At 64.7% G+C, this 21,336-nt stretch carries 14 protein-coding genes; 10 read left to right on the top strand and 4 right to left on the bottom strand.

Annotation, left to right across the window (positions count from 1 at the left end; genetic code table 11):
* Positions 1–94: 94 nt before the first annotated feature.
* From ABNF93_RS29170 to ABNF93_RS29160, 3 genes are read left to right on the top strand one after another with little or no spacing between them, the layout of a single operon-like run.
* Positions 95–1,759: a type 2 periplasmic-binding domain-containing protein gene (locus ABNF93_RS29170; protein ID WP_349331432.1), complete on the top strand. Its 1,665-nt coding sequence runs from the start codon at positions 95–97 to the stop codon at positions 1,757–1,759.
* Positions 1,756–2,736: an ABC transporter permease gene (locus ABNF93_RS29165; RefSeq protein ID WP_349331431.1), complete on the top strand. Its 981-nt coding sequence runs from the start codon at positions 1,756–1,758 to the stop codon at positions 2,734–2,736. The genes ABNF93_RS29170 and ABNF93_RS29165 overlap by 4 nt, the downstream gene beginning before the upstream one ends.
* Entirely contained in the window at positions 2,736–3,677 is a 942-nt protein-coding gene (locus ABNF93_RS29160) for a carbohydrate ABC transporter permease (RefSeq protein ID WP_349331430.1), read from the top strand. Before ABNF93_RS29165 ends, ABNF93_RS29160 begins: the two co-directional genes overlap by 1 nt.
* A gap of 753 nt (positions 3,678–4,430) precedes the next feature.
* Here ABNF93_RS29160 and ABNF93_RS29155 read toward each other — a convergent pair.
* The gene (locus tag ABNF93_RS29155) at positions 4,431–8,495 is read right to left on the bottom strand and encodes a glycoside hydrolase family 2 TIM barrel-domain containing protein (RefSeq protein ID WP_349331429.1); all 4,065 of its coding nucleotides are present in this window, start codon (positions 8,493–8,495) and stop codon (positions 4,431–4,433) included.
* A gap of 179 nt (positions 8,496–8,674) precedes the next feature.
* On the opposite strand from ABNF93_RS29155, the gene ABNF93_RS29150 reads away from it, so the two are divergent.
* Positions 8,675–9,703, top strand: a complete 1,029-nt coding sequence (locus ABNF93_RS29150) for a LacI family DNA-binding transcriptional regulator (protein WP_349331428.1) — start codon at positions 8,675–8,677, stop codon at positions 9,701–9,703.
* A 731-nt stretch (positions 9,704–10,434) separates the two neighbouring features.
* On the opposite strand, the gene ABNF93_RS29145 is transcribed toward ABNF93_RS29150, so the two are convergent.
* Entirely contained in the window at positions 10,435–11,073 is a 639-nt protein-coding gene (locus tag ABNF93_RS29145; protein WP_349331427.1) for a hypothetical protein, read from the bottom strand.
* A gap of 237 nt (positions 11,074–11,310) precedes the next feature.
* Positions 11,311–12,297 (bottom strand): LacI family DNA-binding transcriptional regulator, encoded by a 987-nt coding sequence (locus ABNF93_RS29140; RefSeq protein WP_349331464.1) that lies wholly within the window; start codon positions 12,295–12,297, stop codon positions 11,311–11,313.
* A gap of 70 nt (positions 12,298–12,367) precedes the next feature.
* Between ABNF93_RS29140 and ABNF93_RS29135 the strand changes: the two genes are divergently transcribed.
* From ABNF93_RS29135 to ABNF93_RS29110, 6 genes are all read left to right on the top strand, one after another.
* Positions 12,368–13,915, top strand: coding sequence for an alpha-N-arabinofuranosidase (locus ABNF93_RS29135; RefSeq protein WP_349331426.1), 1,548 nt, complete (start codon positions 12,368–12,370; stop codon positions 13,913–13,915).
* A complete protein-coding gene (locus ABNF93_RS29130; RefSeq protein ID WP_349331425.1) occupies positions 13,912–15,882 on the top strand; it encodes an ABC transporter substrate-binding protein in 1,971 nt (656 codons plus the stop codon). Before ABNF93_RS29135 ends, ABNF93_RS29130 begins: the two co-directional genes overlap by 4 nt.
* Positions 15,883–16,013: 131 nt before the next feature.
* A complete protein-coding gene (locus ABNF93_RS29125) occupies positions 16,014–16,970 on the top strand; it encodes an ABC transporter permease (protein ID WP_349331424.1) in 957 nt (318 codons plus the stop codon).
* Between the two features lie 7 nt (positions 16,971–16,977).
* Positions 16,978–17,835, top strand: a complete 858-nt coding sequence (locus ABNF93_RS29120; protein WP_349331423.1) for an ABC transporter permease — start codon at positions 16,978–16,980, stop codon at positions 17,833–17,835.
* A 1-nt stretch (position 17,836) separates the two neighbouring features.
* Entirely contained in the window at positions 17,837–18,916 is a 1,080-nt protein-coding gene (locus ABNF93_RS29115) for an ABC transporter ATP-binding protein (protein ID WP_349331422.1), read from the top strand.
* Positions 18,913–19,938 carry an ABC transporter ATP-binding protein gene (locus ABNF93_RS29110; RefSeq protein ID WP_349331421.1) on the top strand — a complete coding sequence of 342 codons (1,026 nt, stop codon included), beginning with the start codon at positions 18,913–18,915 and terminating at the stop codon, positions 19,936–19,938. The genes ABNF93_RS29115 and ABNF93_RS29110 overlap by 4 nt, the downstream gene beginning before the upstream one ends.
* Positions 19,939–20,397: 459 nt before the next feature.
* Here the strand turns inward: ABNF93_RS29110 and ABNF93_RS29105 are convergent, their stop codons facing one another.
* Positions 20,398–21,108, bottom strand: coding sequence for an alpha/beta fold hydrolase (locus ABNF93_RS29105; RefSeq protein ID WP_349331420.1), 711 nt, complete (start codon positions 21,106–21,108; stop codon positions 20,398–20,400).
* Between the last annotated feature and the right edge of the window lie 228 nt (positions 21,109–21,336).

The raw sequence follows: 21,336 nt of genomic DNA, 5'->3' as shown, positions 1-21,336 counted from the left end.
GCGATACCGAGGTCCCAAGAAAGGGCTTGGGGCCTCCCCCACCAGTCATGCCAGTGACACCCATCTCAAGGACACCACTAGGAGGACCCCTCTCATGGCTCGATTCTCACGTCGCACCTTCCTCGGCGCGGTCGGCGTCGGCGCCGGCGGCATGCTCGCTGGCGCGGCGCTCACCGGATGCACCGACAGCGGCCGAACCAAGAGCGGCGGAACCAAAGGCGGCGGTGGCAACTTCGACCTGCCGACCTACCAGCCGGCCCCGGACCTCGACGTCCAGCCGTTCCATGTCTCCGAGACTCCGGGCATGGAGAACGTCTACACCGAGAACCCTCAGAACCTCTTCAAGTCGGTCGAGCGCGGGCCCGCCTCCGGCGGAACCATCACCACCTTCCAGCTCACCTGGGGTGACCCGCCCAAACCGCTTAAGATGAACCCGTATTGGGAGGAGCTCAACAAGCGCCTCGGCGTAAGCTTCAAACCCCAGTTCGTTCCACAGCCGGTCTTTGACGAGAAGTTCTCCACGATGCTCGCCTCCGGCGAGGTCCCCGATCTGGTCTTCCTGAACGATCAGAGCGCGGTCAACCTTCAGGGCGTCCGCGACGGCGCATTCGCCGATCTGTCCGAGGTCCTCTCCGGCGACAACATCCTCAAGTGGCCCAACCTGGCCGCCCGAAAGGAGAACGTCTGGAAGGCCAGCCTCAAGGACGGGCGCATCTTCCAGATCCCTTCGATCGTCTGGAACATCTCCAACGTGATCTCCATGCGCACCGACCTGCTGGAGCAGACCAGCATCGGCACCGCGCCCAGGGACGCCGACGAGCTGTTCACCGCTCTCAAGGAGGTCTCCGACCTCGGGCAGGGCCCCGGCGGCCAGAAGGTCTACGGCATCAACTTCTATGAGTTCCCCATGTGGCGCTGGATCTTCAAGACCGGCCCCGACTGGCAGCTCGACTCCTCCGGGAAGCTCGTCCACGTCTCCGAGACCGAGAACTACAAGGAGATGCTCACCTGGCTCTCCAACGCCTGGAACGAGGGCATCTTCGACCCGGCCGCCATGACCACCAACGGTGCCGAGATCGTCTCCGGCACGGCGCTCAAGTACGACCCAGTCGGGGGCACCTTCAGCGCCCCTGAATACTCAACGCGCGAAGCCGACGTGCCCGGCTCGAAGTGGGACTGGCTCGACATCCCCGGCTTCGACGGCGACGGGCCGGTCATCACCCGCAACGTCCCCTACGGAAAGTCCACGTGCATCTCCGCCGAGGCCGCCAAGGACGAGGACCGCCTCACCGAGATCCTCAACGTGCTCGACTACCTCTCGGCCCCCTACGGCTCGGAGGAACTCCTGTTCATAGTCAACGGCATCGAGGGTCACAACTTCGAATTCGACGCGGACGGCAACCCTGTGATCAACGAGGAGACCCGCATCGAGCTCGGTGTCAACTACGTCGGGGTTACCAGCGGCGACAACTCCTACCGCGCCCACGTCTCCACCGTCGACCGCGCCAAGCGCTTCTCGACCGTGCTGGAGAACATGGCCAAGAACTCGATCGTCCGCGACCTGGAAGGCTTCGAAACGGAGTCCGCGACCTTCGTGACCAAGGGCGCGCAGCTCCAGACGCAGTGGGACGACTTCGAGCGCGGCGTCATCTCCGGCCGCGAAAGCGTCGACGACCTGGATTCGTTCGTCTCTCGCTACATGTCGCAGGGCGGCGAGCAGATCCGCACTGAGTACACCGAGGTCCTGGACGCGCAGTGAGCACGCGGACCGACAGCGGCCCCGAGGCGCAGGAAGTGCGCCCTGGGCCGCATCCGACCCCGCCTAAACGCTCCGGATTCACCCTGCGGCAGCGGATCTGGCGCGAGCGCTGGGTGTACACGTTCATCGTCCCGGGTGCGCTGTTCTTCCTGGTGTTCGCGTACGTGCCGATGCTCGGCAATATCGTGGCGTTCCAGCAGTACTCGCCGTTCCGCGGCATCGGCGGATCGGAGTGGGTGGGCCTGGCCAACTTCCAGGCGATCTTCTACGATCCCGAGGTCCTCACGGCGCTGCGGAACACGCTGATCATCGCGTTCCTGCAACTGGTGTTCGCGTTCCCGGCGCCGATCGCGCTGGCGCTGCTGCTGGACTCGCTGCTGTCGAATCGTCTCAAGCGCATGGTCCAGACCGTGGTGTACCTGCCGCACTTCCTGTCGTGGGTCATCGTGATCTCGGTGTGGCAGCAGGTCCTCGGCGGAGGCGGCCTGGTCTCCGACGTTCTGTCGGACTTCGGCGTGGGCGGCTTCGACGCGATGACCAACCCCGACACTTTCAAGCTCTTGGTGGTCGCCCAGAGCATCTGGAAGGACATCGGCTGGGGCACGATCATCTTCTTCGCCGCGATCGCCGGCATCCCGCCGGACCGCTACGAGGCCGCAGCCATCGACGGTGCGAACGGCTGGCAGCGCATCTGGCACGTGACCCTGCCGGGGCTCATTCCGGTGGCGACACTTCTGCTCATTCTCAATCTCGGCAACATCCTGGCCGTCGGCTTCGAGCAACTCCTGCTGCAGCAGCCGAAGGTCGGCGCCGACGCCGCCCAGGTGCTCGACACGTTCGTGTACTTCCGCGGCGTGCTCGGCGGCCAGTGGGGCATCGCCACGGCGGCCGGGCTCCTCAAAGGAGTCGTCGGCACGATCCTGGTGCTCGGCGCCAACAAGGTCGCCAAGAAGCTCGGCGGAGAGGGGATCTTCTGATGTCGACGGTGACAGCGGGGACGAAAGCGCTGCCGCAAACCGTGCGGCGCCGCAGGAAGGCCGACCTGCCGCCATGGCTGAACCCGCCGTCGCTGTGGGTGCGGGCACTGAAGGCCCTGGTGATCACGCTCATCGTGATCACCATGCTCTATCCGCTGGTGTACGTGATCGCGATGAGCTTCGCCTCGCCGGCGCAGGCCCGGTCCGGTGTCGTCTTCCCGACCGAGTATTCGCTGGATTCCTACCGAGTCATCTTCGAGGGCGGCACGGTCACCCAAGGGCTGCGGAACTCCTTGTGGCTGACCGTGGTCGGCACGGCCCTGTCACTCGCCTTCACCTCGATGCTCGCGTGGGGACTGAGCCGGACCAAGGAGGTCCCGGGCGCCAAGGCCGTGCTGATCATGGTGCTGGCGACCATGTTCTTCAGTGCAGGCATCATCCCGAACTACCTGCTGATCAAGGCGTTCGGGCTGATCGATTCGCTGTGGAGCCTGATCATCCCGGGCCTGATCTCGGCGTTCAACATGATCGTCATCCGCAACTTCTTCATGAACCTGCCCGCAGAGCTCATCGAGGCCGCCCGCATCGACGGCGCCGGCGAATGGCGAATCTTCCTGCAAATCGTCCTGCCGCTGTCCAAGCCCGTCCTGGCGGTCATGGCGCTGTTCTACGCCGTCGGCTACTGGAACACCTACTTCAACGCGCTGCTATACATCAACGACGCCGAGAGATGGCCGATCCAGGTGGTCCTCCAGCAGTACGTGCTGGCGGGTGTGACCATTCCCGGTTCGGTGCCGGTGGCCGATCAGCCGCCACCGCCGCCGGGCATCACCCTACAGATGGCCGTGATCGTGCTCGCCACCGTGCCGATCCTGATCGTCTACCCGTTCCTGCAGCGGTACTTCACCAAGGGCGTCCTGACCGGCGCCATCAAGGGCTGACCCGGAGCCACTCGGCGAGCCGTTCGCCAAACTCGTTTGGTCGCCCCGCCAAACCACGGTGTTCCCGTAGTCATCAAGGACGTTCCGCCCGATGCTTGTCGTCATGGGTGAGCTCTCCTGCCAATCCCTGGCTTGCTCAGAGTTGTGGCTGCCGGTGCCCTTGCCTGAGCCAATGCCGGTCGGCTTGGTGACGACCATGTACTTGGACTGGACGTGGCCGGCCGAGGGCGAGCCGTGGAGCTCCCGACGCTCCAGACCGGCGGTGTCGAGCGTTGCCGCGCCCTTCGTCTTCGGCGAGACCGTGCACGATGCGTGCCTCGCATCCGGCAGCCACCAGCTCGGGCAGCTCGCGCCCCACCCTCAGAAAGGTCCACGCGTCCGGTACGCACGTACGCATCGAACACGCCGACCATCCGCCCGTTGTCGAACCGTCGCTGTGCACTGACCCGGCCAGTACGAGGGCTGACCGTCATCGACGCGAACACAGCCCCCAACGTCGGCGTGTAGACACCTCCACGCTCCTCGACGAAAGTTGTGAGCGCTCTGATCGTCTTCTGGTACTGGCCGATCGTCGACCTCATGTAGTCGGCCGCGCGCAGCTCAGCGACAACCGCCGCACGGATCCGCTGGACCGTCGTATCCATGACCGTCTCCTTTCACAGGTGCATGGATAGGTCGTCGGTGAGCGGCGCCTGCGGTCCCGATGGACTTCCGCTGCCTCCTCGGTGGAGGTCCATCAACCGGAGCTCGGCCTCAGTCGGAGTCGCTGCGTCCTTCGAGGCGGCCGATTGCCTGGGTTCCAGCGTTGCTGCGCAGGCCTGCCGCGTAGTGCCAGCCGTCCAACGCGCCCGGCTGGGTGAAGTCGATCCGGCCCTGGGTCGTGCTCGTCATGATCCGGGACCATCCCAGCCCACGGTCGATCCAAATGGTGATCGAGTTGCCGTCGAGCACGAAAGCCCAGCGATCACCGGAGTCGAGGGGTGCCGGGGAGCAGCAGGCGCTGGTGAGCTGGCCGTCGATCCTGAAGTCGATGCCATGATTTCCCCTGATACCGGTCCAGGCCATGACGTAGTTGCGCTCGTCCTTGACCAGCCCGTTGAACAGCGCATCCTGCCCCTGTCCAGTGCCAGCCCACTTGCCATGGTCGACGATCACCGCTGCCCGGGAGCTCTTCGGTCCGGAGCCATGGGCGACCAGTGCGTAGTAGGCGCCCGGCCCTTCCGCCTGCAGGCTTCCCGCGCCGAAGGTCAACTGCGGCAACGCCTCGCCCGCCGACGGCTTGTAGACCGTGTAGTCGGCGCTGGAGTCGGTGTCGAAGGTGTCGTCCACCCCGACCTCGGAATATGCCTCGGGGTCGAAGTCCACCGTAGAGGTGCTGATGGCCTGGATCGCGTGGTCGCCCCAGCTCGCGGTGGCGGTGAAGTCTGCGGTCTGGCCGGCCGACACCTCCGACTCCGCCTGCACAGTGAACGCGATGTGCCGGGCCTCGCCAGGCTCCAGGGAGCGGATCGTGGTCAACTCGGTGCCAGTGGCGGTCCATCCGTCCGGAGCCGCCAGTCGCACCCCGATGTTCCGCACAGTCTTGGCTGTGTCGTTGACGACCGAGACGATCGCCGTCCCGGAGCCAGTCGTCAGTGAGACCGCCGCGGGGGCTTGGTACACCGACAGCCGGGAGTCCACAGGTCGGACTTGTGGACGTTCCTCGGGTACCGAGACACGACCGCTGACCAGCGTGGGCGGTATGCCATGGCGGCCCGAGCTGGCCCCGAGGATTGACAGGCCGCCGCCGTCGGAGGTGAGGCGTAGCGTCATGGTGTCGGCGTCGCCGAGTTGTTTCGAGGTGATTGGGATGGCGATGCGGTAGCCGTAGCGGTTGCCGAAGTCACCCCCGACGGAGCCGCGCGATCGTCCGGCCAGCGCCATTGGACCGTGGGGATCGTCGGGCAGCGTGATCGCTGGCAGCGACCTGCCGTTGACGGACACGGTGAGGCGGGTGGGGTAGCGGCGCGCGCTGGTCACGTTATTGGGGTCGTACCAGCCCGGTGCTTGGGCGGACGCGACCTCCGCGATCAGGGTCGCTGTGTAGGCCCGACCCGTGCGGACTTCCTCCGGCACCTGAACCTTGTACTCGAAGTAGCCACGACCGTAGCCGGTGACCCAGTCCGACCCACCGGTGGTCTGGGCTTGGGCGCCGCCGGTCCACGCCTGGGCGGTCACGTGGCTGGGTGAGAAGTCGGACTCGCCGTCCGGGCCCGGGGTGTCGAAGGTGAGGTAGTTCTCGGCGACGGTCTTGCCGTCGACTTCGAGCCAGACCCAGAGGTATCCGACCCGCAGCTCGTCGGGGGCGGTGACCGACACGGTGCCGGCGTCGGAGACGGTGTACAGCGCTGGGTCGATCGACCGCGAGCCGCCGCCGGCGTCGGCGACCCAGCGACCCTCGTCATCGTATCCGCCGATCTTCCACCGCAGCTCGGCCCCGGAGAGGTCGTCATCGCTGAAGTGGCTGATCTTGACCGGGACGTCGATCGAGTCTCCTCGGTCGACGGTGCGCGTCGACTTGCTCATCAGGGAGACGGCGTCGTCGCCCTGGAACATGTCGATAGTGCGGGTTCTGCCGCGGTGGTCCACGAACTCTGGCTCATTCGGCTGCCGGTCGAAGCGGAACGGGCTGTGGATCTCCTGCTCGGTCTCGGCCAGCTGCACGCCGACATAGCCGTTGAGTTTGGGATAGGCGCGGAAGAGGCTCACCTGGTGGGGAAACTGGCCGCCCCTGGTGGAGAACTCGGAGTTGAGCCAGGGCTGCCCGCTCTGAGCGCCATCGTTGAAGTTCCAGGTGGAGCCCGGTTTGACCTGAGCGTTGAACCCGTCCAGGAGGTTCTTCCACTGGTCGTAGGTGTTCAGGTAGTAGTGGAAGTCGTTGAGATCAGTGTCCAGGTGGCCGTTCTGGCAGCAGGCGGAGTTGTCGACGACCAGCCGGGACGGATCGAGGCTGCGCGTGATGTCGACCATGCGGCGGACGTACGGGAACGCTTCTGCTGGAATCGGCTCCTGGAACGGCATCTCGTTGATCCCCCAGGATTCGTTGAATATGTTCCAGATCACGATGGATGGATGATTGTGATCACGCTGGAGCGTGTTACGCAGCAATTCCTCGAACAGTTGCTCCGCCTCCTCGCCCAGGGAGTGCCAGCCCGCGTTGGGAAGGTCGTACCAGATCATCAGACCGAGCTTGTCTGCCCAGTGGTAGTAGGCCGGTTCGTTGACCTTGAGGTGGTGCCGGACCACGTTGAACCCGAGTTCCTTGGCGCTCTTCAAGTCGCGCAGGATCGATCCGCGGCCCGGATCGGCCTCGGTCCCGGTCTGCAGATCGGGACCGGCGGTAACCCCGGTATAGGTGTAGATGCCCCACGGGTTGTAGCCCTGGTCGAGAACGCCACGCACATAGATCGGGCGGTTGTTGAGATAGACGTACTGGTATTCGTCGGTGTGGCCAGGTGCCCACTTGCGTTCGACCTTGCGCATCCCAAAGGTGGTCCGGATACCGTCGTCGTCATCCAGTCGGATGTCGGCGGTATACAGAGCTGGGTCGTCCGGCTCCCACAGGTGCGGGTTCTTGATCGGGATCCGCGCCGTACCTTGACCCTCGCTCAGCGGCATGTTGACGGTATCGACAACCTCTCCGTCGGGGTCCTTCACCTTCACCGTGGCGGTAGTCCCGCCGACAGCGGTGACGTCAATCTTCGCGGCCGCTGCGGACGGGTTCCGCGCGTTCCCCTCGAAGGTCAACTCGGGGGTCACCTGCGTCTGCGTCAGTCGTGCGTCGGCATAGGGCTCGATCCACACCGACTGCCAGATGCCGCCAATGTCGCTGAACCAGCCGGTGTTCTCCCCGTCGGGAAGTCCCGTTTGCTTGCCCATTGGGTACGGGGAATCGGGCGTCGTCGGTGGCGCAACAGCCCTGATTGTCACCGTGTGGGTCGAGCCCGGAGTCAGTGATCCCAGTCCGGCGCTGATCTCGGTGTAGCCGTCCCCGGAGTACGGCAGCACCGGCTCTCCGTCGAGCCAGACCGCCGCGCCCCAGTCGGCGGCCCCGATCCGGAGCCTCACCTTCTGGCCGGAGAAGTCTTCGGGGACGGTGAAGGAGCGCCGGTACCAGACGGTTCCGCGGTAGCTGGAGAAGGCACTGCGGAAGATCTCCTTGGTCGCCAGCTCCTCTTCCCCCCAGGCGGCTAGCGACTGGTAGCCGAACGGGACCCGGATCGCCTTGCCGAACTCGTGGTCGGGATCGAACCACCGCTCGTCCTCTCCGACGTTGTCGGGATCGAAGTCGAACGACCAGGTGCCATTCAGGGACATCCAGGTGTCGTCCGTGAAGGGGCGTCGATCGGCATCCGGACGCGGATACTCCGCCCGGGCCGGATCGGTGTCACGGTGCAGCTTGAGCGTGACCGAACCTCCTACCGTCGTCGCCGCGAAGGCGTACCCCTCTCTGCCCGCGATCACGAGGGCGCTGCTGTCCGGCACACCGGTCAGGACGAAGGTTCCGTTCTTCGCCGTCGTGGCGAAGACCTCGCTCCTCGAGGCGTGCACGCTGGCCCCTTCGATCGGTGCGCCGCTGTCGGCGTCCACCACCAGGCCTCGAACTTCAAGCGTCTTCCCGGGAGGGTCTGCACTCAAGGGCGGGGTCGCGGCCGAGGTATCGATCCCCGTCCCGCCTGCAGGCTCGGCGGCGGCCGGGGCCGTGGCGGACAGCAAAGCCCAAACGCCGATCAACGCGATGGCGAACTTCCGACGCTTCGTTGCGAGAGGGGTCAACATGCCCCGGACAGTAGCGACGTCAACACCGACGTACAAGAGGCAATTTTGACGTTGTAACCATGATGGACCATGGCTAGAGCCATGCAGCTCCTAGGATATAGCGCTGGGGCTGCTCTAGTGCGTACAACGTTACAAGGCCAGCCACCGGAACCGTTGAAGGCTTCTGGGAGGATGCCTGCATGCCGAATCCCGGACCATCGACGCAGCGACCTGACATCGGCGTCCGTGAGGTTGCGGCGCTGGCGCAGGTGTCACCCACCACGGTGTCGAACGTGCTGTCGGGCAATCGTCCGGTCAGGGAGGCGACCCGCGAACGGGTCCGCTGGGCGATCGAAACGCTGGGGTACCGCCCCAACCTGTCCGCCCGCAATCTGCGTCTGCGCCGCGCCGCATTGATCGCTGTCGCCGTGCCCGAGATCGACGTGCCCTACTTCGCAGAGCTGATCCGGAACGTCGTCCAGGCCGCCCGCGAACGCGGGTACACCGTGCTGATCGACCAGACCGAGGGGCGTCTCGAGGCCGAGCGCTTTGTGCTCAGCGGCATGAACCCGGGCATGGTGGACGGCATCCTCTTCAGCCCCCTCGGCATCGAACGCTCCGAGTACGAGAGCCGTCGCGACACCACCCCACTGGTGCTTCTGGGCGAGCGCATCACCGGGAGCGGCATCGACCACGTCGCCATCGACAACGTGACCGCCGCCGCCGATGCCACCGGATACCTGATTGAACGTGGCTGCCGACGCATCGCTGCGATCGGGCACCAGGACCCACGCGGAGGCGGCACGGCACCACAACGGACCGAGGGATACCGTCAGGCCCTCGAGGCCGCCGGGATGCCGTACGACCCCGCCCTCGTCATTCACACAACCAAGTACCACCGACACGACGGGGCACAGGCCATGGCCGAGATACTTGACCGCGGAGTCCAGCCCGACGCGATCTTCTGCTACAACGACCTGCTCGCACTCGGCGCGATCCACACCCTGCACGAGCGCGGCCTTCGCGTACCCGAGGACGTGGCCGTCATCGGCATCGACGACATCGACGACGGCCGGTACAGCACGCCAACACTAACCACGATTGCGCCGGACAAGGCGGCCATCGCCCGGACCGCCCTTGAGCTGCTCCTCGATCGGATCGCCGACAGGACGCGAGGTCCGCGTCAGGTCGTGATCCCCCACACCCTCACGATCAGACGCAGCGCCTGACGGGGAGCTCCGCCTCGAACTCGAGCCCAGCGGCAGCGCCGGATACCGATCACGCGCCGACACGGCCCGCCTCGTCGTTCCCGCTGCGATCCGGATGGGCAGCCTATCCGGCTGCCGCGCGCCTGACGGCAGCTCTCCCATGCAGCCTTCGTGGTACGACGCCAGGTCCACTGCAGCCGAGCCACCGAGCCAGCGGCTGGAAGACGCTAGCCTCGAGCAGTGGGATCCGAAGGGGGCCCGGACACGACGGGCGGAGAGGCGCGGTGCGCCTGCGACCGCGACCAGCATCGTCTCAGATAGGTAGTCCGGTGAAAATCTCAACCTGGGGGGTATCCGGACAGCGCCGAGGCCATGATCACGGTAACGCTCTTCCACACGGCGACCGCGATCGGGGGCGACGTCGTCCGTGTGGGCGACCACCGCCATAGCCGGGTGGAACTACGTGACTGTCGACGCTCGGCCAACCGGAGTCAGGACCTTGGTTTACCCAGCGATCCCGCTCCAAAGAATCAGCCTCCGCCTCGTCGACCCACCGGCGCTCGTGGAATCACTTGTGGTGCGAACTGGCGTCCGACCAGGCACCTTCAGTGCACTCCTGAACGCAGGAGTGGTCGCAACGTCGCTGGTAGAACGCCTGGGATACGTCATCCAGGATCTTCCTCAACCGTGTGTCGCAGGTTCGAATCCTGCCGGGGGCGCTTGAATTTCCGCAGGCCAGGCAAACACCCAGTTCAACCGGCATCCGCGCAGGTGGAAAGAACGAGCTGACCCCCTTCAGCCGGTTCAGTGATCGGCAGGTAGCCGCGTCCAACTGACGCGGCGTCACGAAGTTGTAGGTCGGCGTCGAAGTCGATGACCTTCTCGCCGGGTCGGGTGTAGACGAAGACGACTCGCCGAGCCAGTCGCCACGTGACGAACCCGGAGGTGGAGGTGAAGTTCTGGAACGACACGTACGCCTCGGAACCGCCAGGCACTGCCAGGGTGAGCGGTGTGTGTCGTGCAGGCTCGCGCCTCAGCGAGTCAGCGGTTGATCCACTGTTGCATGTGTCGGGGTAGCGGTCGTTCGGCTCACCAACGGCCTGGCCGACGATGTGCAGGCCAAGGGTAGCTGGCCTGATCGATGATGTCGCGAAGGTACTGCAGGGCGAGTTTTGGGCCTCGTGGTGGCGCTCGATCGCCGCTCCGGTGTCGTCGAGCCATCGGCTGTAGATCTTGGCGCTGGCGGTGAGTGCCTGGCCGGCCTCGTGCCGGTCGTAACCGCAGAGAGTTGCCCGAAGTTCGCTCGCCTCATGCGGCGCGATGAATTCGAATCGACGAACGCCGCGACGTGACGCCCCCACCCGTGCGGCAGCCAGAGTGGCCGCATCCATCACGGCCCCACACCTTCCGCAGCGCCTCGATCACCTCCTCGCCGTCGACAGGCTCCCGCCGAGGCCGCGGGGCGCGGGCGCACGCACCTGTGGCGTCAGAGCCTTCCGCGCATGTCCAGATGAGGCAACTAACCCTCTACACGCGCACTTTGGATGAGTCAACGCGTACTCTATGCACCTCCCGTGTATATCGATACAAGAAGGATGCCGGTGGCAACGATGCCGCAGCGGACGGAGTTAGCGCGTGGACTCTCGCTCAACGACAGAGCACGCCCCCACGATGCTTCTGCCGGGCCCGGTGAATCCCTTCATGCGCTCGACCAGCATGCCGAGCGCCGCTGCCACGAGGTCCTCGTCGTGGGGATCGATGGACGTCAGGCTGGGTACGGTGTAGCAGGAGTCGGGGAGGTTGTCGAAACCGACCACCCGCACGTCGCGCGGGCAGTTGAGACCTGCCTCGGCAAGGCCCCGAAGCACACCGTACGCGACGCTGTCGGTTGTGCAGACGACACCGTCGAACGAGGTACCGGCCGCCACCATCGTGGCGATTGCGACCGCCCCCGTGCGCAGCGGAGGGGCGTCGGACGCCCCGACGACGAGCGCCGGGTCGATGGGCCGTCCGGCCCGGGTCAGGGCGTCGACATACCCCTGGGTGCGCAGCGTGACCATGCGCTTCGCGGTCGTCAGGCTCCCACCCGCCATCGCGATCCTTCGGCAACCGCTGTCGAGCAGGTGTTGGGTGGCGAGGCGCGTGCCCTCGACGTTCGCCATCGCCACGTGATCGACGGCGGGGTCGGACATGCTCTCGCCGAGAAACACAACGGGAAAATCGGCGCGCACGCCATCCGGCAGCCGCTCGAGTTGGTTGGCGTTGATCAGCAAGCCGTCGTAGAACAGTGGCGACCGCTGCCAGGTCGCGGCCTCGCCGTTCCGGTCGCCGCCCGTCGCTTCGATCGCCACGTGGTAACCGAGCGCCGCCGCCTGGGCCGTGACCGTGCGGGCAAGGTTGGCGTTGTATGCGTAGTGGATGTGGCCGACGGCGAGCCCGATCGCCCCCACGCGTCCGCGACGGAGCGCCCGAGCGGCCAGGTTCGGCTGGTAGTCGAGCTCGGCCATCGCGGCCAACACGCGCGCCTTCGTCTCGTCGCGCACGTACCGATGCCCGTTGACGACGTGCGAGACCGTCATCGGCGACACGCCGGCAAGGCGAGCCACGTCCGCCATCCCTGCCACCACACGAGTATACGAAGCCCAGCCCCAGTCCAGTTCGTCACGTCCACCCCCAGGAGAGCCTGTGTCGCACCTACGCGCCGTCATCAATCTCGATGTGGCCGGCCCCACCGTGAGCCGGCACCTGTACGGCCACTTCGCTGAGCACCTCGGGCGGTGCATCTACGGCGGCATCTGGGTCGGGGAAGGCTCGGGCATCCCGAACGTTCGGGGAATCCGCACCGACATCGTCGAAGCACTGCGGGGAATTGCGACTCCGAACCTGCGGTGGCCCGGCGGATGTTTCGCCGACGAATATCACTGGCACGATGGCGTCGGGCCACGCGAGAGCCGTCCGTCGATGGTGAACACCCATTGGGGAAATGTGGTCGAGAACAACCACTTCGGAACTCACGAGTTCATGGATTTGTGCGCGCAACTCGGCACCGAACCCTACATCAGCGGCAACGTCGGGTCCGGGACCGTTCGGGAGATGGCCGAGTGGGTCGAGTATCTGACCCGCAGCGGCGAGGCCCCGATGTCGAAACTGCGCCGCGAGAACGGTCGGCCCGATCCATGGCGCGTGAAGTTCTGGGGCATCGGCAACGAGACGTGGGGCTGCGGCGGCAACATGCGAGGTGACTACTTCGCTGATCTCGCCCGTCAGTACTCCACCTACTGCCGCAACCACGACGGCAACGTCTTGTACAAGATCGCCTCCGGTGCGCGGAGCGACGATTACTCGTGGACGCAGTCCCTGATGCAGACCATGGGGGACTATGGCTGCGGCTGCAACCCCAAGCACTACTTCGACGCCGTCTCGTTCCACTACTACACGGGCCTCACGAACCGCAAGCACGGAAGCGCTACCGACTTCACCACCGACGAGTACCTTGAGTCGTTGGCCAACGCCTGGCGTGTCGAGACCATGATCGAGCGGCATAGCAACGTCATGGATGTCTACGACCCCGATGGCCGGATCGGCCTTGTGCTCGACGAGTGGGGAACGTGGTGGGCGGTCGAACCGGGCACCAACCCGCGTTTCCTCTACCAACAGAACGCCCTTCGCGACGCGCTGATCGCCGGCCTGCACTTCGATGCCTTCCACCGCAACGCGCAGCGGTTGATCATGGCGAACATCGCCCAGACCGTGAACGTGCTGCAGGCCATGTTGTTGACCTTCGACGACGTGCTGGTCAAGACCCCGACCTACCACGTCTTCGAGATGAACAAGGGACATCACGACGCCGCCCGGCTCGACGTCCACCTGCTCGATGCCACGCCGACCGAGCAGTACAACGACAGGACGGTGCCGTTGGTCACCACGACGGCGACAGCGAAGGAGGACCACGCACTGATCTCGCTGACCAACCTCGATGCCGAGGCTGACCACACCATCACCTACAACCTGCGCGGCGGTGACCCGTCCGGCGTCTCCGCGCGGATCCTTCACGCCGACTCCCTGCAGAGCCACAACACGCCGGAACGCCCCGATGCCGTGGCACCCACCACATTTGACGGCGCAAACCTCTCGCAGAACACGCTGACAGTCACCATCCCGGCACATTCATTTGTGACGGTCCGGTTGGCGACCGGACGCAGCAACCCATCCGAATCGGAGGAACAACAATGACGTATCCGATTACCCGACGCGGCTTCCTGGCAGCGGCATCCGCCGCAGCAGCGGCCTCCGGACTAGCCGCCTGTGGAATCGACCGCGGCGACCCGACGAAGGGTCCCGGCGAGGCGCCGGCGGACAATGCTCCAGCGGCCAACGGCTCGAAGGAAGTCGCCCCCGGCGTGCAACGCAAAGACTGCCTGATCTTGGAGAACCCCGGCGGCCGGATTGCACCCGCGGACGACTTCAACCGGTGGCGGCCCGGAATGACCGGGGCATCGACCGGGCTCCAGCAGATCGGCCTCGACGCCCTGTGGTACATCGATCCCGACGCTGGTGTGAACGGCGTCTGGGACAACGCCTGCGCTGCCGACAAGCCGATCTACAACAGCGACTTCACCCAGATGACCGTCAAGCTGCGGGAAGGGTTGATGTGGAGCGACGGCGTCGAATTCACCGCCGAGGACCTGCATTACACCGTCGACGTGCAGATGAAGAACGACGGGTGGTCCTACACCGGGCAGTTCAAGGAAAATGTCGAGAGCATGGACATGCCCGACAAGTACACGGTGGTCTTCAATCTCAAGGCCCCGAACTCGCGGTTTCATACCTACTTCACGGTGCGCTGGGCCGCCTGCTTCATGATGCCCAAGCACATCTTTGAAGCCGAATCAAATCCGTTGGAGTTCCGGTTCAATCCGCCGGTCAGCCTGAGCGCGTACACGCTCAAGGATTTCGATCCCAACGGGGACTGGTACCTGTGGGAGAAGCGCGAGGACTGGGACAAGACGTCGATGGGCCTCATCGGCGAACCGGGCCCGCCGTACGCGATGTACATCGCGCCCGGACCCAGCGACAAGCGCGTCATCTCGCAGATGCAGAAGAACCTCGACGTGATCCACGACATCACCCCCGAGGGCCGGATCCAGCTGGCCGAGGACAATCCGACATCGGTGGGCTGGTTCAGCGACTTCCCGTGGGCACATCCCGACCCCACCCTGCCTGCGGTGCTCCTCAACAACGAGAAACCGGGCTTGGACAAGAAGGAAGTCCGGTGGGCGCTCACACTGGCGATCGATATTGTCCGCGTCTCCATGGCCTCCTATCGTGGCGCGGCGACCATCTCGGCCATTCACGTCCCGCCGACCGGGCTGTACCCGAAGTACTACTTCGATCCGTTGGAGAGTTGGCTCAACGAGTTCTCGATCGATGTCGGTGGGAGCGCCTACAGGCCCTTCGATGCTGAGGCAGGCAACCGGATCGCCGAAGAGGCGCGCAAGACACTTGGTGACCTTGTGCCGACCGATCCGGGAGAGATCAAGACCGCACTTGGCAGCGGGTGGTGGAAGCACGACCTGGAGACAGCCGAACAACTCATGCTGGCGGCCGGGATGCAGCGCGACGGGGACACCTGGGCGCTGCCGGACGGTTCGCCGTTCGAGGTTCCGGTACTGAGCGCCGCCGAGAGTAATCCGACGATGAACCGGGCGGCATCCATGGTGGTGGAATGCTGGAATGAATTCGGCATCAAGACCCGCCACGTCGCCACCGACGACTCGGGTGATCTGGTCGCGTTGGGCGACTTCTCAGCAGCGATCGGCTGGACGATCGAAACCTGGGGCGGTCACCCCGATCTGTTCTACTTCCTCCAATCGTGGCATTCGCAGTTCTACATCGAATCCGGGAAACGGGTCGTCGGCAAGAACTCGATGCGCTGGAAGAATCCTGAACTTGATCGGATCATCATCGAAATCCAGAACTCCGACTTCGATGACGAGGTAGGTGTCGAGCTAGGAATTGAGTTCCTCAAGCTGGCTGCCGAAGAGATGCCGATCATCCCCTTGATGAGTTACAACGTGTTCACCGTCTGCGATACGACATTCTTTGAGGGCTTCCCAACCTCGGAGGATCCTTACACGAACCCTGTGCCGAACTGGGCGAATACGAAGTACATGTTCACCCGGGTGAAGCCCAAGGGCTGATGGTTGAACCACCGTCCTCCTGGTGCGGCAGCAAGAATCGTCGCACCAGGGGGGCGACTACGCCATAAGGAGGGCGGATGCGGTCATTTTTGTTGCGCTATTTGGTTCCGCGGCTTGTGCAGTATGTCGCCGTGATCTTCATCGGCGTCACGGTGACATTTATCATTCCGCGGCTGGCGCCAACCAATCCGGTGGAATCGCAAATCGGATTGATGACCAGCAGTGGCCAGTCGGTCGATCCAACGGCGATCGAACATCTGCGGGAATCGCTCACCGAGATGTACGGCCTGTCGGGCAGTCCGATCGAACAGTACTTCGCCTTCTGGGGCAGACTGTTCAGCGGCGATCTGGGGCCGTCGCTGTCGAGCTTCCCGACGCCGGTGAGTGAGCTCGTCGGGCAGGCCATGCCCTGGACGCTGGGGATCGTGGTGGCCGCTGCGCTGATCACCTGGATCCTGGGCAACATGCTCGGAGTGCTGGCGAGCTACTATCCCAACAGCCGGGCGCTCGGCGTGGTCGACGTCACCAGTCAGGCCGTCCGCCCGATCCCGTACTACGTGGTCGCCATTGTCTTACTGGTCGCCTTTGCCCATGTGCTGCCGTTCTTTCCCTTCGCCGGTGCCTATAGCCGTGGCGTCTCCCCGTCGTTGACGCCAGCCTTCATCGCCGACTACCTCTATCACGCCACACTCCCAGCGCTGACGTTGATCATGGTGGGGTTCGGCGGCTGGTTCCTCGGGATGAGGGCGTTGACCAGCAACGTCATCTCCGAGGACCACGTCGTCTACGCCGAGACGGCGGGAATCCGGCCCCGACGGGTGCTCTCGCACTACGTCACCCGGAATGCGATGTTGCCGCAGGTCACTGGCCTGGCAATGGAGTTGGGGTCGGTGTTCTCTGGTGCCTTGATCATGGAGGTCGTCTTCGGGTATCCGGGGATCGGCACGTTGAGTCTGCAGGCGGTACAGCGGAACGACTACTCGTTGATGATGGGGGTCACGCTCTACTCGATCATCGGCGTCGCCACGGCGGTGTTGATCATCGACCTCCTGTATCCGCTCCTCGACCCGCGCGTTCGGTACCAGTGAGGCGATCATGATCAAAGTCGTCAAAGACCTCGTCAAATACGACCGCCGGTTCCGTGTGGCCGCCGTATTCCTCAGCTTGACTGCGATCATGGTGCTGCTGTCCTTCGTGTCGCCGTACAAGCCCAATCAGACTTTCGTAGTGACGCTGGATGCTCCGCCATCGTTGGAACACCTGTTCGGGACCACCTCTCGCGGCCAGGATCTGTTCTGGTGGATGACCCTCGCCGTACGAAACTCGTTGTTACTCGGCATCCTGACCGCCGCGATCAGCCGCGTGATCGCCATCGCGGTCGGACTGGCTGCCGGCTACCGCGGTGGCTGGGCCGACCGAGTGCTGATGTCGGTCAACGACTCCTTTGTCGTGATGCCGTTGCTGCCGATCCTGATCTTGTTGAGTTTCTTGTTTCGGGGGCAGCTCAACGTCTACTTCCTGGCGCTGTTACTGGGGATATTCGGCTGGCCTTGGGACGCCCGGCTGATCCGTGCCCAGACGTTGAGTCTGAAACAACGCGCCTTCACCCAGACCGCGGTGTACACCGGCGCGAAGACGTGGCGGATCACGCTCACCGAGCACCTCCCCTTTGTCCTGCCAATCGTTTTCGCCACCTCGATCAACAACATGTTGTGGTCCATGGGAATGGAGGTCACCTTGAGTGTCCTCGGCCTGTCGGATCTGAGTCGGCCGACGATCGGCACCTCGTTGTACTGGGCGAACCAACACGGGGCGCTCGTTGCCGGGACCTGGTGGTGGATCGGAGCCCCCGTTCTGGTGACCATGGTGCTCTTCGTCGGTCTGTACATGCTGATGTCGAGCGTCAACGAGTACATCGATCCCCGCACCCGCCTTCGTCTCATCGGAGCCTGATATGGAGCCCTTGCTGAGGGTCAAAGACCTCAAGGCGTACTACAAGACCGAGGCCTACGGCGTCTCCCGAACGGTGAAGGCTGTCGACGGGGTCTCCTTCGATATGTATCCCAACGAGATCTACGGTCTGGCCGGCGAATCGAGTTGCGGTAAGACCACGCTGATCAAGGTGATCTCGGGCAACGTCAAGAATCCGCTGCGCGTGGTCAGTGGACAGGTGCAGTTCACCGCCGACGGCATCGATCGCGACATCGGGACGATGACGCCAGACGAACTGCGCACGACGATGCGGTGGAAGCGGATCTCGTATGTGATGCAGGGATCGATGAGCGTGCTGAACCCGGTACGCAGGATCCTCCGCACATTTGCCGACATCGTCGCTACTCATCGGGGCATCGGTAGTCGTCGGGACTTCGTGGAGGAGATCAGCGCCCACGTGGCGCGGCTCGGCCTGCCGCCTGAGGTCCTGCAATCCTTCCCGCACCAGCTCTCCGGTGGCATGCGACAACGGGTGGCGATCGCGCTGGCGACGCTCTTCCAGCCGAACTTGATCATCGCCGACGAGCCGACCACGGCCCTCGATGTTGTGGTGCAGCGCGGTGTGCTGCAGTTGCTCAAGCAGATCCAGTCGGAGAGTCGCAACACGGTCCTGCTGGTGACCCACGACATGGCGGTTCACGCCAATGTGGCCGACCGCGTCATGATCATGTACGCCGGTCGCATCATGGAGGAGGGCGTCACCGAAACCATCTTCCAGGCCCCGCGGCACCCCTACACCAAGCACCTGATCGGGTCTCTGCCGAAGATCGGGGAGCGTACCCACCGGGTATCTCTGCCGGGCAGGCCGCCGAATCTCTCCGACCCGCCGTCCGGGTGTCGTTTCCATCCGCGCTGTCCGGTGGCCATGGACGTGTGCCGGGAGGTCGTTCCCGAGGTGCTCCAACTCGCCGATCGGCACCGGGTCGCCTGTCACGCCGTTGCACAAGAGGAGGGCCTCCCGTTGCCCCACCCCGAGTTAGCGACAGCCGCTGGACGTGCCACGGACGTCTTCGATTCGACCCGGACGAGGGCCGACCAGTGACCGCCACCGAGTCGCCGTCCCCGCTGTACGAGGTGGACCGTGCCGTCGTCACCTTCCGTCTCGGCTCGCTGCTGACCAGTAGCCGACTCGTCGCGGTCAATGACGTGTCGTTGAGTCTTGCGGCCGAGAAGCCCGAGATCTTCACGCTGGCAGGGGAAAGTGGTAGCGGGAAGACGACGCTGGCCCGTGTCCTGCTGGGGGATCAGGAGGCGTCGAGTGGTGAGGTGAGGTTCCAGGGCAGGCGGGTGCAGGAGGTGATCAAAGCAGGCGGTCACATGGCCTTCATGCAGGAGGTGCAGCCGGTCTTCCAGAATCCGTTCGAGACCTTCAACCCGCTGCGTCACGTCCAGGAATATCTGATCGACACCGCTGTGAACTTCCGGGTTGCGAAAGACCGCAAACAGGCCGCTGAAGCGGTGGATGAAGCGCTGCGTACGGTCGGCCTGAGTCTTGCCGAGATTCAGCAGCGCTACCCGCACGAGCTGTCGGGTGGGCAGTTGCAGCGCGTCTCGGTAGCTCGGGCGTTGATCCCCAAACCGAAGGTCATCGTCGCCGACGAGCCCGTCTCGATGGTCGACGCGTCCTTGCGAATGGAGATCGTCAACGTCTTCAGGCGGCTGCGAGACGAGGAGGGTGTCACGGTCATCTACATCACCCATGACCTCGCGACCGCGTATTACGTCTCGGACCGGATCGCCATCATGCTGCGGGGGTTCGTGGTCGAATCCGGTCCGGTGGAGGAGGTCCTTGATCAGCCCGCACACCCCTACACCCAGCTGCTCAAGGAGTCGATCCCGGAACCAGTGCCGGAGGACAAGGAGTCCTGGACCCGACACATCACCCTCGGCGCAACCGAGATCGGCGAGTTCAATCAGGCCGGCTGCAGGTTTGCCAGCCGCTGCCCTTCCGTGATGGAGAGGTGTCGGCTGGCCAACCCGCCCGATTTCGCGGTCGGGCACCGGCTCGTAAAGTGCTACCTCTACGACGGGGAAGGCGAGCGCGATCGATCAGGTGAGCCGTGATCGCGGGGATCAGCCGGTGTCTAGTGTCTCGTGACGCGGCGAGGCCGGCTCGTCGGGCTAGGCGGCCACAAATTGGCCGCACTGCACCGCCAGAAGACGCCAAACGATCAACACCAGCGTGATGCAAACTGCCAGGTGAACGGTCACCCAGGCGAGAGCGGAAGGTGCCGTGATCCCCTTCGGCCGCTGGGGCGTTGACGATCCGACTGCCCTGCCATGGGAACTTCGGGAGCGTGCTGGACAGCACGACTTTCTCGACCGCAGTCCAGCCATCTTGCGTAGGCCTCGCGGCCTGGGTCAGCGCCCTCGATGCCGATCACTGGGGGCCAGGCCTCGAAGAAGTGCTCGGCGATGACACGTCCGAGCACGGCGGTGGTTGCGGTCTGGATAGCCTGGGCCATCTGGTTGGCGGCGACTTCGGAATTCTTGGCATACGCAGCCATCGGCTCGTGCATTCGGTCACGGCGAGGTGAGGAACTCGATCGCGGCCGCGCGGAATTCGGCCGAGATGAGTGCCCTGTAGTGATCACCGGGCACGACAACGTACGTTGCTGCGGGGAGTGTTGCTGCGATGTGATCGACCTGGGTGTCCTCGGCGCCGGCGACGATCAGGGTCGGGATGTTGGGTGGGTCGACGGCTGGGTCGAACGAGTCGGCGGCGAGTGCCTCGATGAGCCACAGCAACGTGTCGCGGTCGAGTCGGGGTATGGAGACCCACTCGGCGAGCCGGGCGTACATCGGATCGGGTGGCGCGTTCTCGCCGCGGGCGACCGCGGCGAGGAGATCGACATCGACGCCGGCGTGGGGATTGGTCGGGCTCATCCCGCCGAGGACGAGGCGGCGCACGTGGCCGGTGGCAGCCAAGGTCCAGGCGAGCCGTGCGCCGAGCGAGTAGCCGACCACATCGACCTCCTCGCCGATGGCGTCGATCGTCGCGACCATGGCCGCGACAATGGCGCCGACCGACACGGCGCCCCGGGCCACGATAGGGCCGGAGCCGTGACCGGGCAGGTCGACCGCGATCGCCCCGCGTCCCGCCGCGGCCAGCGCTTCCGGCCAGCCGGGCTCAACCCAGTCGAGTTCGGCGCTCCGGGTGAAGCCGTGAATCAGCAGCACCGGGCGATCCCCGGGGAAGGTGTAAACGGGCAGTTCGAGGCGCTCATTGGTCACGTCATTTTCTCCTGTTCCCGATCCGGGGGCCACCTTGCGGGCGGCCGCCTTCCATGGTTTGTCGAGGCCGTCACCAGCGGGAAATGGCATCGAGAGCTGCGGAGATGGGTTCCACGTCCGCGATCAGTTTGGTCGAGGTCACTCGGCTCCAGGCTCTCGTACAGCTTCAGCTTCGTGAACTCGGTGACCAGGGGGCTGCCGCCGCTGTGCGCGACGGGGTTGATCTTC

It is taken from the genome of Actinopolymorpha sp. B9G3, from assembly GCF_040120725.1.
GTDB lineage: Bacteria > Actinomycetota > Actinomycetes > Propionibacteriales > Actinopolymorphaceae > Thermasporomyces.
Note: the sequence above shows the minus strand (reverse complement) of the source record. Positions and strands in the feature narration are given on the sequence as shown.

Excerpts from the sequence above, each read along its gene's own strand:
- ABNF93_RS29160 (WP_349331430.1), top strand. The coding sequence starts at position 2,736 with ATGTCGACGGTGACAGCGGGGACGAAAGCGCTGCCGCAAACCGTGCGG.
- ABNF93_RS29130 (WP_349331425.1), top strand. The coding sequence starts at position 13,912 with ATGACGTATCCGATTACCCGACGCGGCTTCCTGGCAGCGGCATCCGCC.
- ABNF93_RS29120 (WP_349331423.1), top strand. The coding sequence starts at position 16,978 with ATGATCAAAGTCGTCAAAGACCTCGTCAAATACGACCGCCGGTTCCGT.
- ABNF93_RS29115 (WP_349331422.1), top strand. The coding sequence starts at position 17,837 with ATGGAGCCCTTGCTGAGGGTCAAAGACCTCAAGGCGTACTACAAGACC.
- ABNF93_RS29140 (WP_349331464.1), bottom strand. The coding sequence starts at position 12,297 with ATGGCGGACGTGGCTCGCCTTGCCGGCGTGTCGCCGATGACGGTCTCG.
- ABNF93_RS29145 (WP_349331427.1), bottom strand. The coding sequence starts at position 11,073 with ATGGATGCGGCCACTCTGGCTGCCGCACGGGTGGGGGCGTCACGTCGC.
- ABNF93_RS29170 (WP_349331432.1), top strand. The coding sequence starts at position 95 with ATGGCTCGATTCTCACGTCGCACCTTCCTCGGCGCGGTCGGCGTCGGC.
- ABNF93_RS29150 (WP_349331428.1), top strand. The coding sequence starts at position 8,675 with ATGCCGAATCCCGGACCATCGACGCAGCGACCTGACATCGGCGTCCGT.
- ABNF93_RS29155 (WP_349331429.1), bottom strand. The coding sequence starts at position 8,495 with ATGTTGACCCCTCTCGCAACGAAGCGTCGGAAGTTCGCCATCGCGTTG.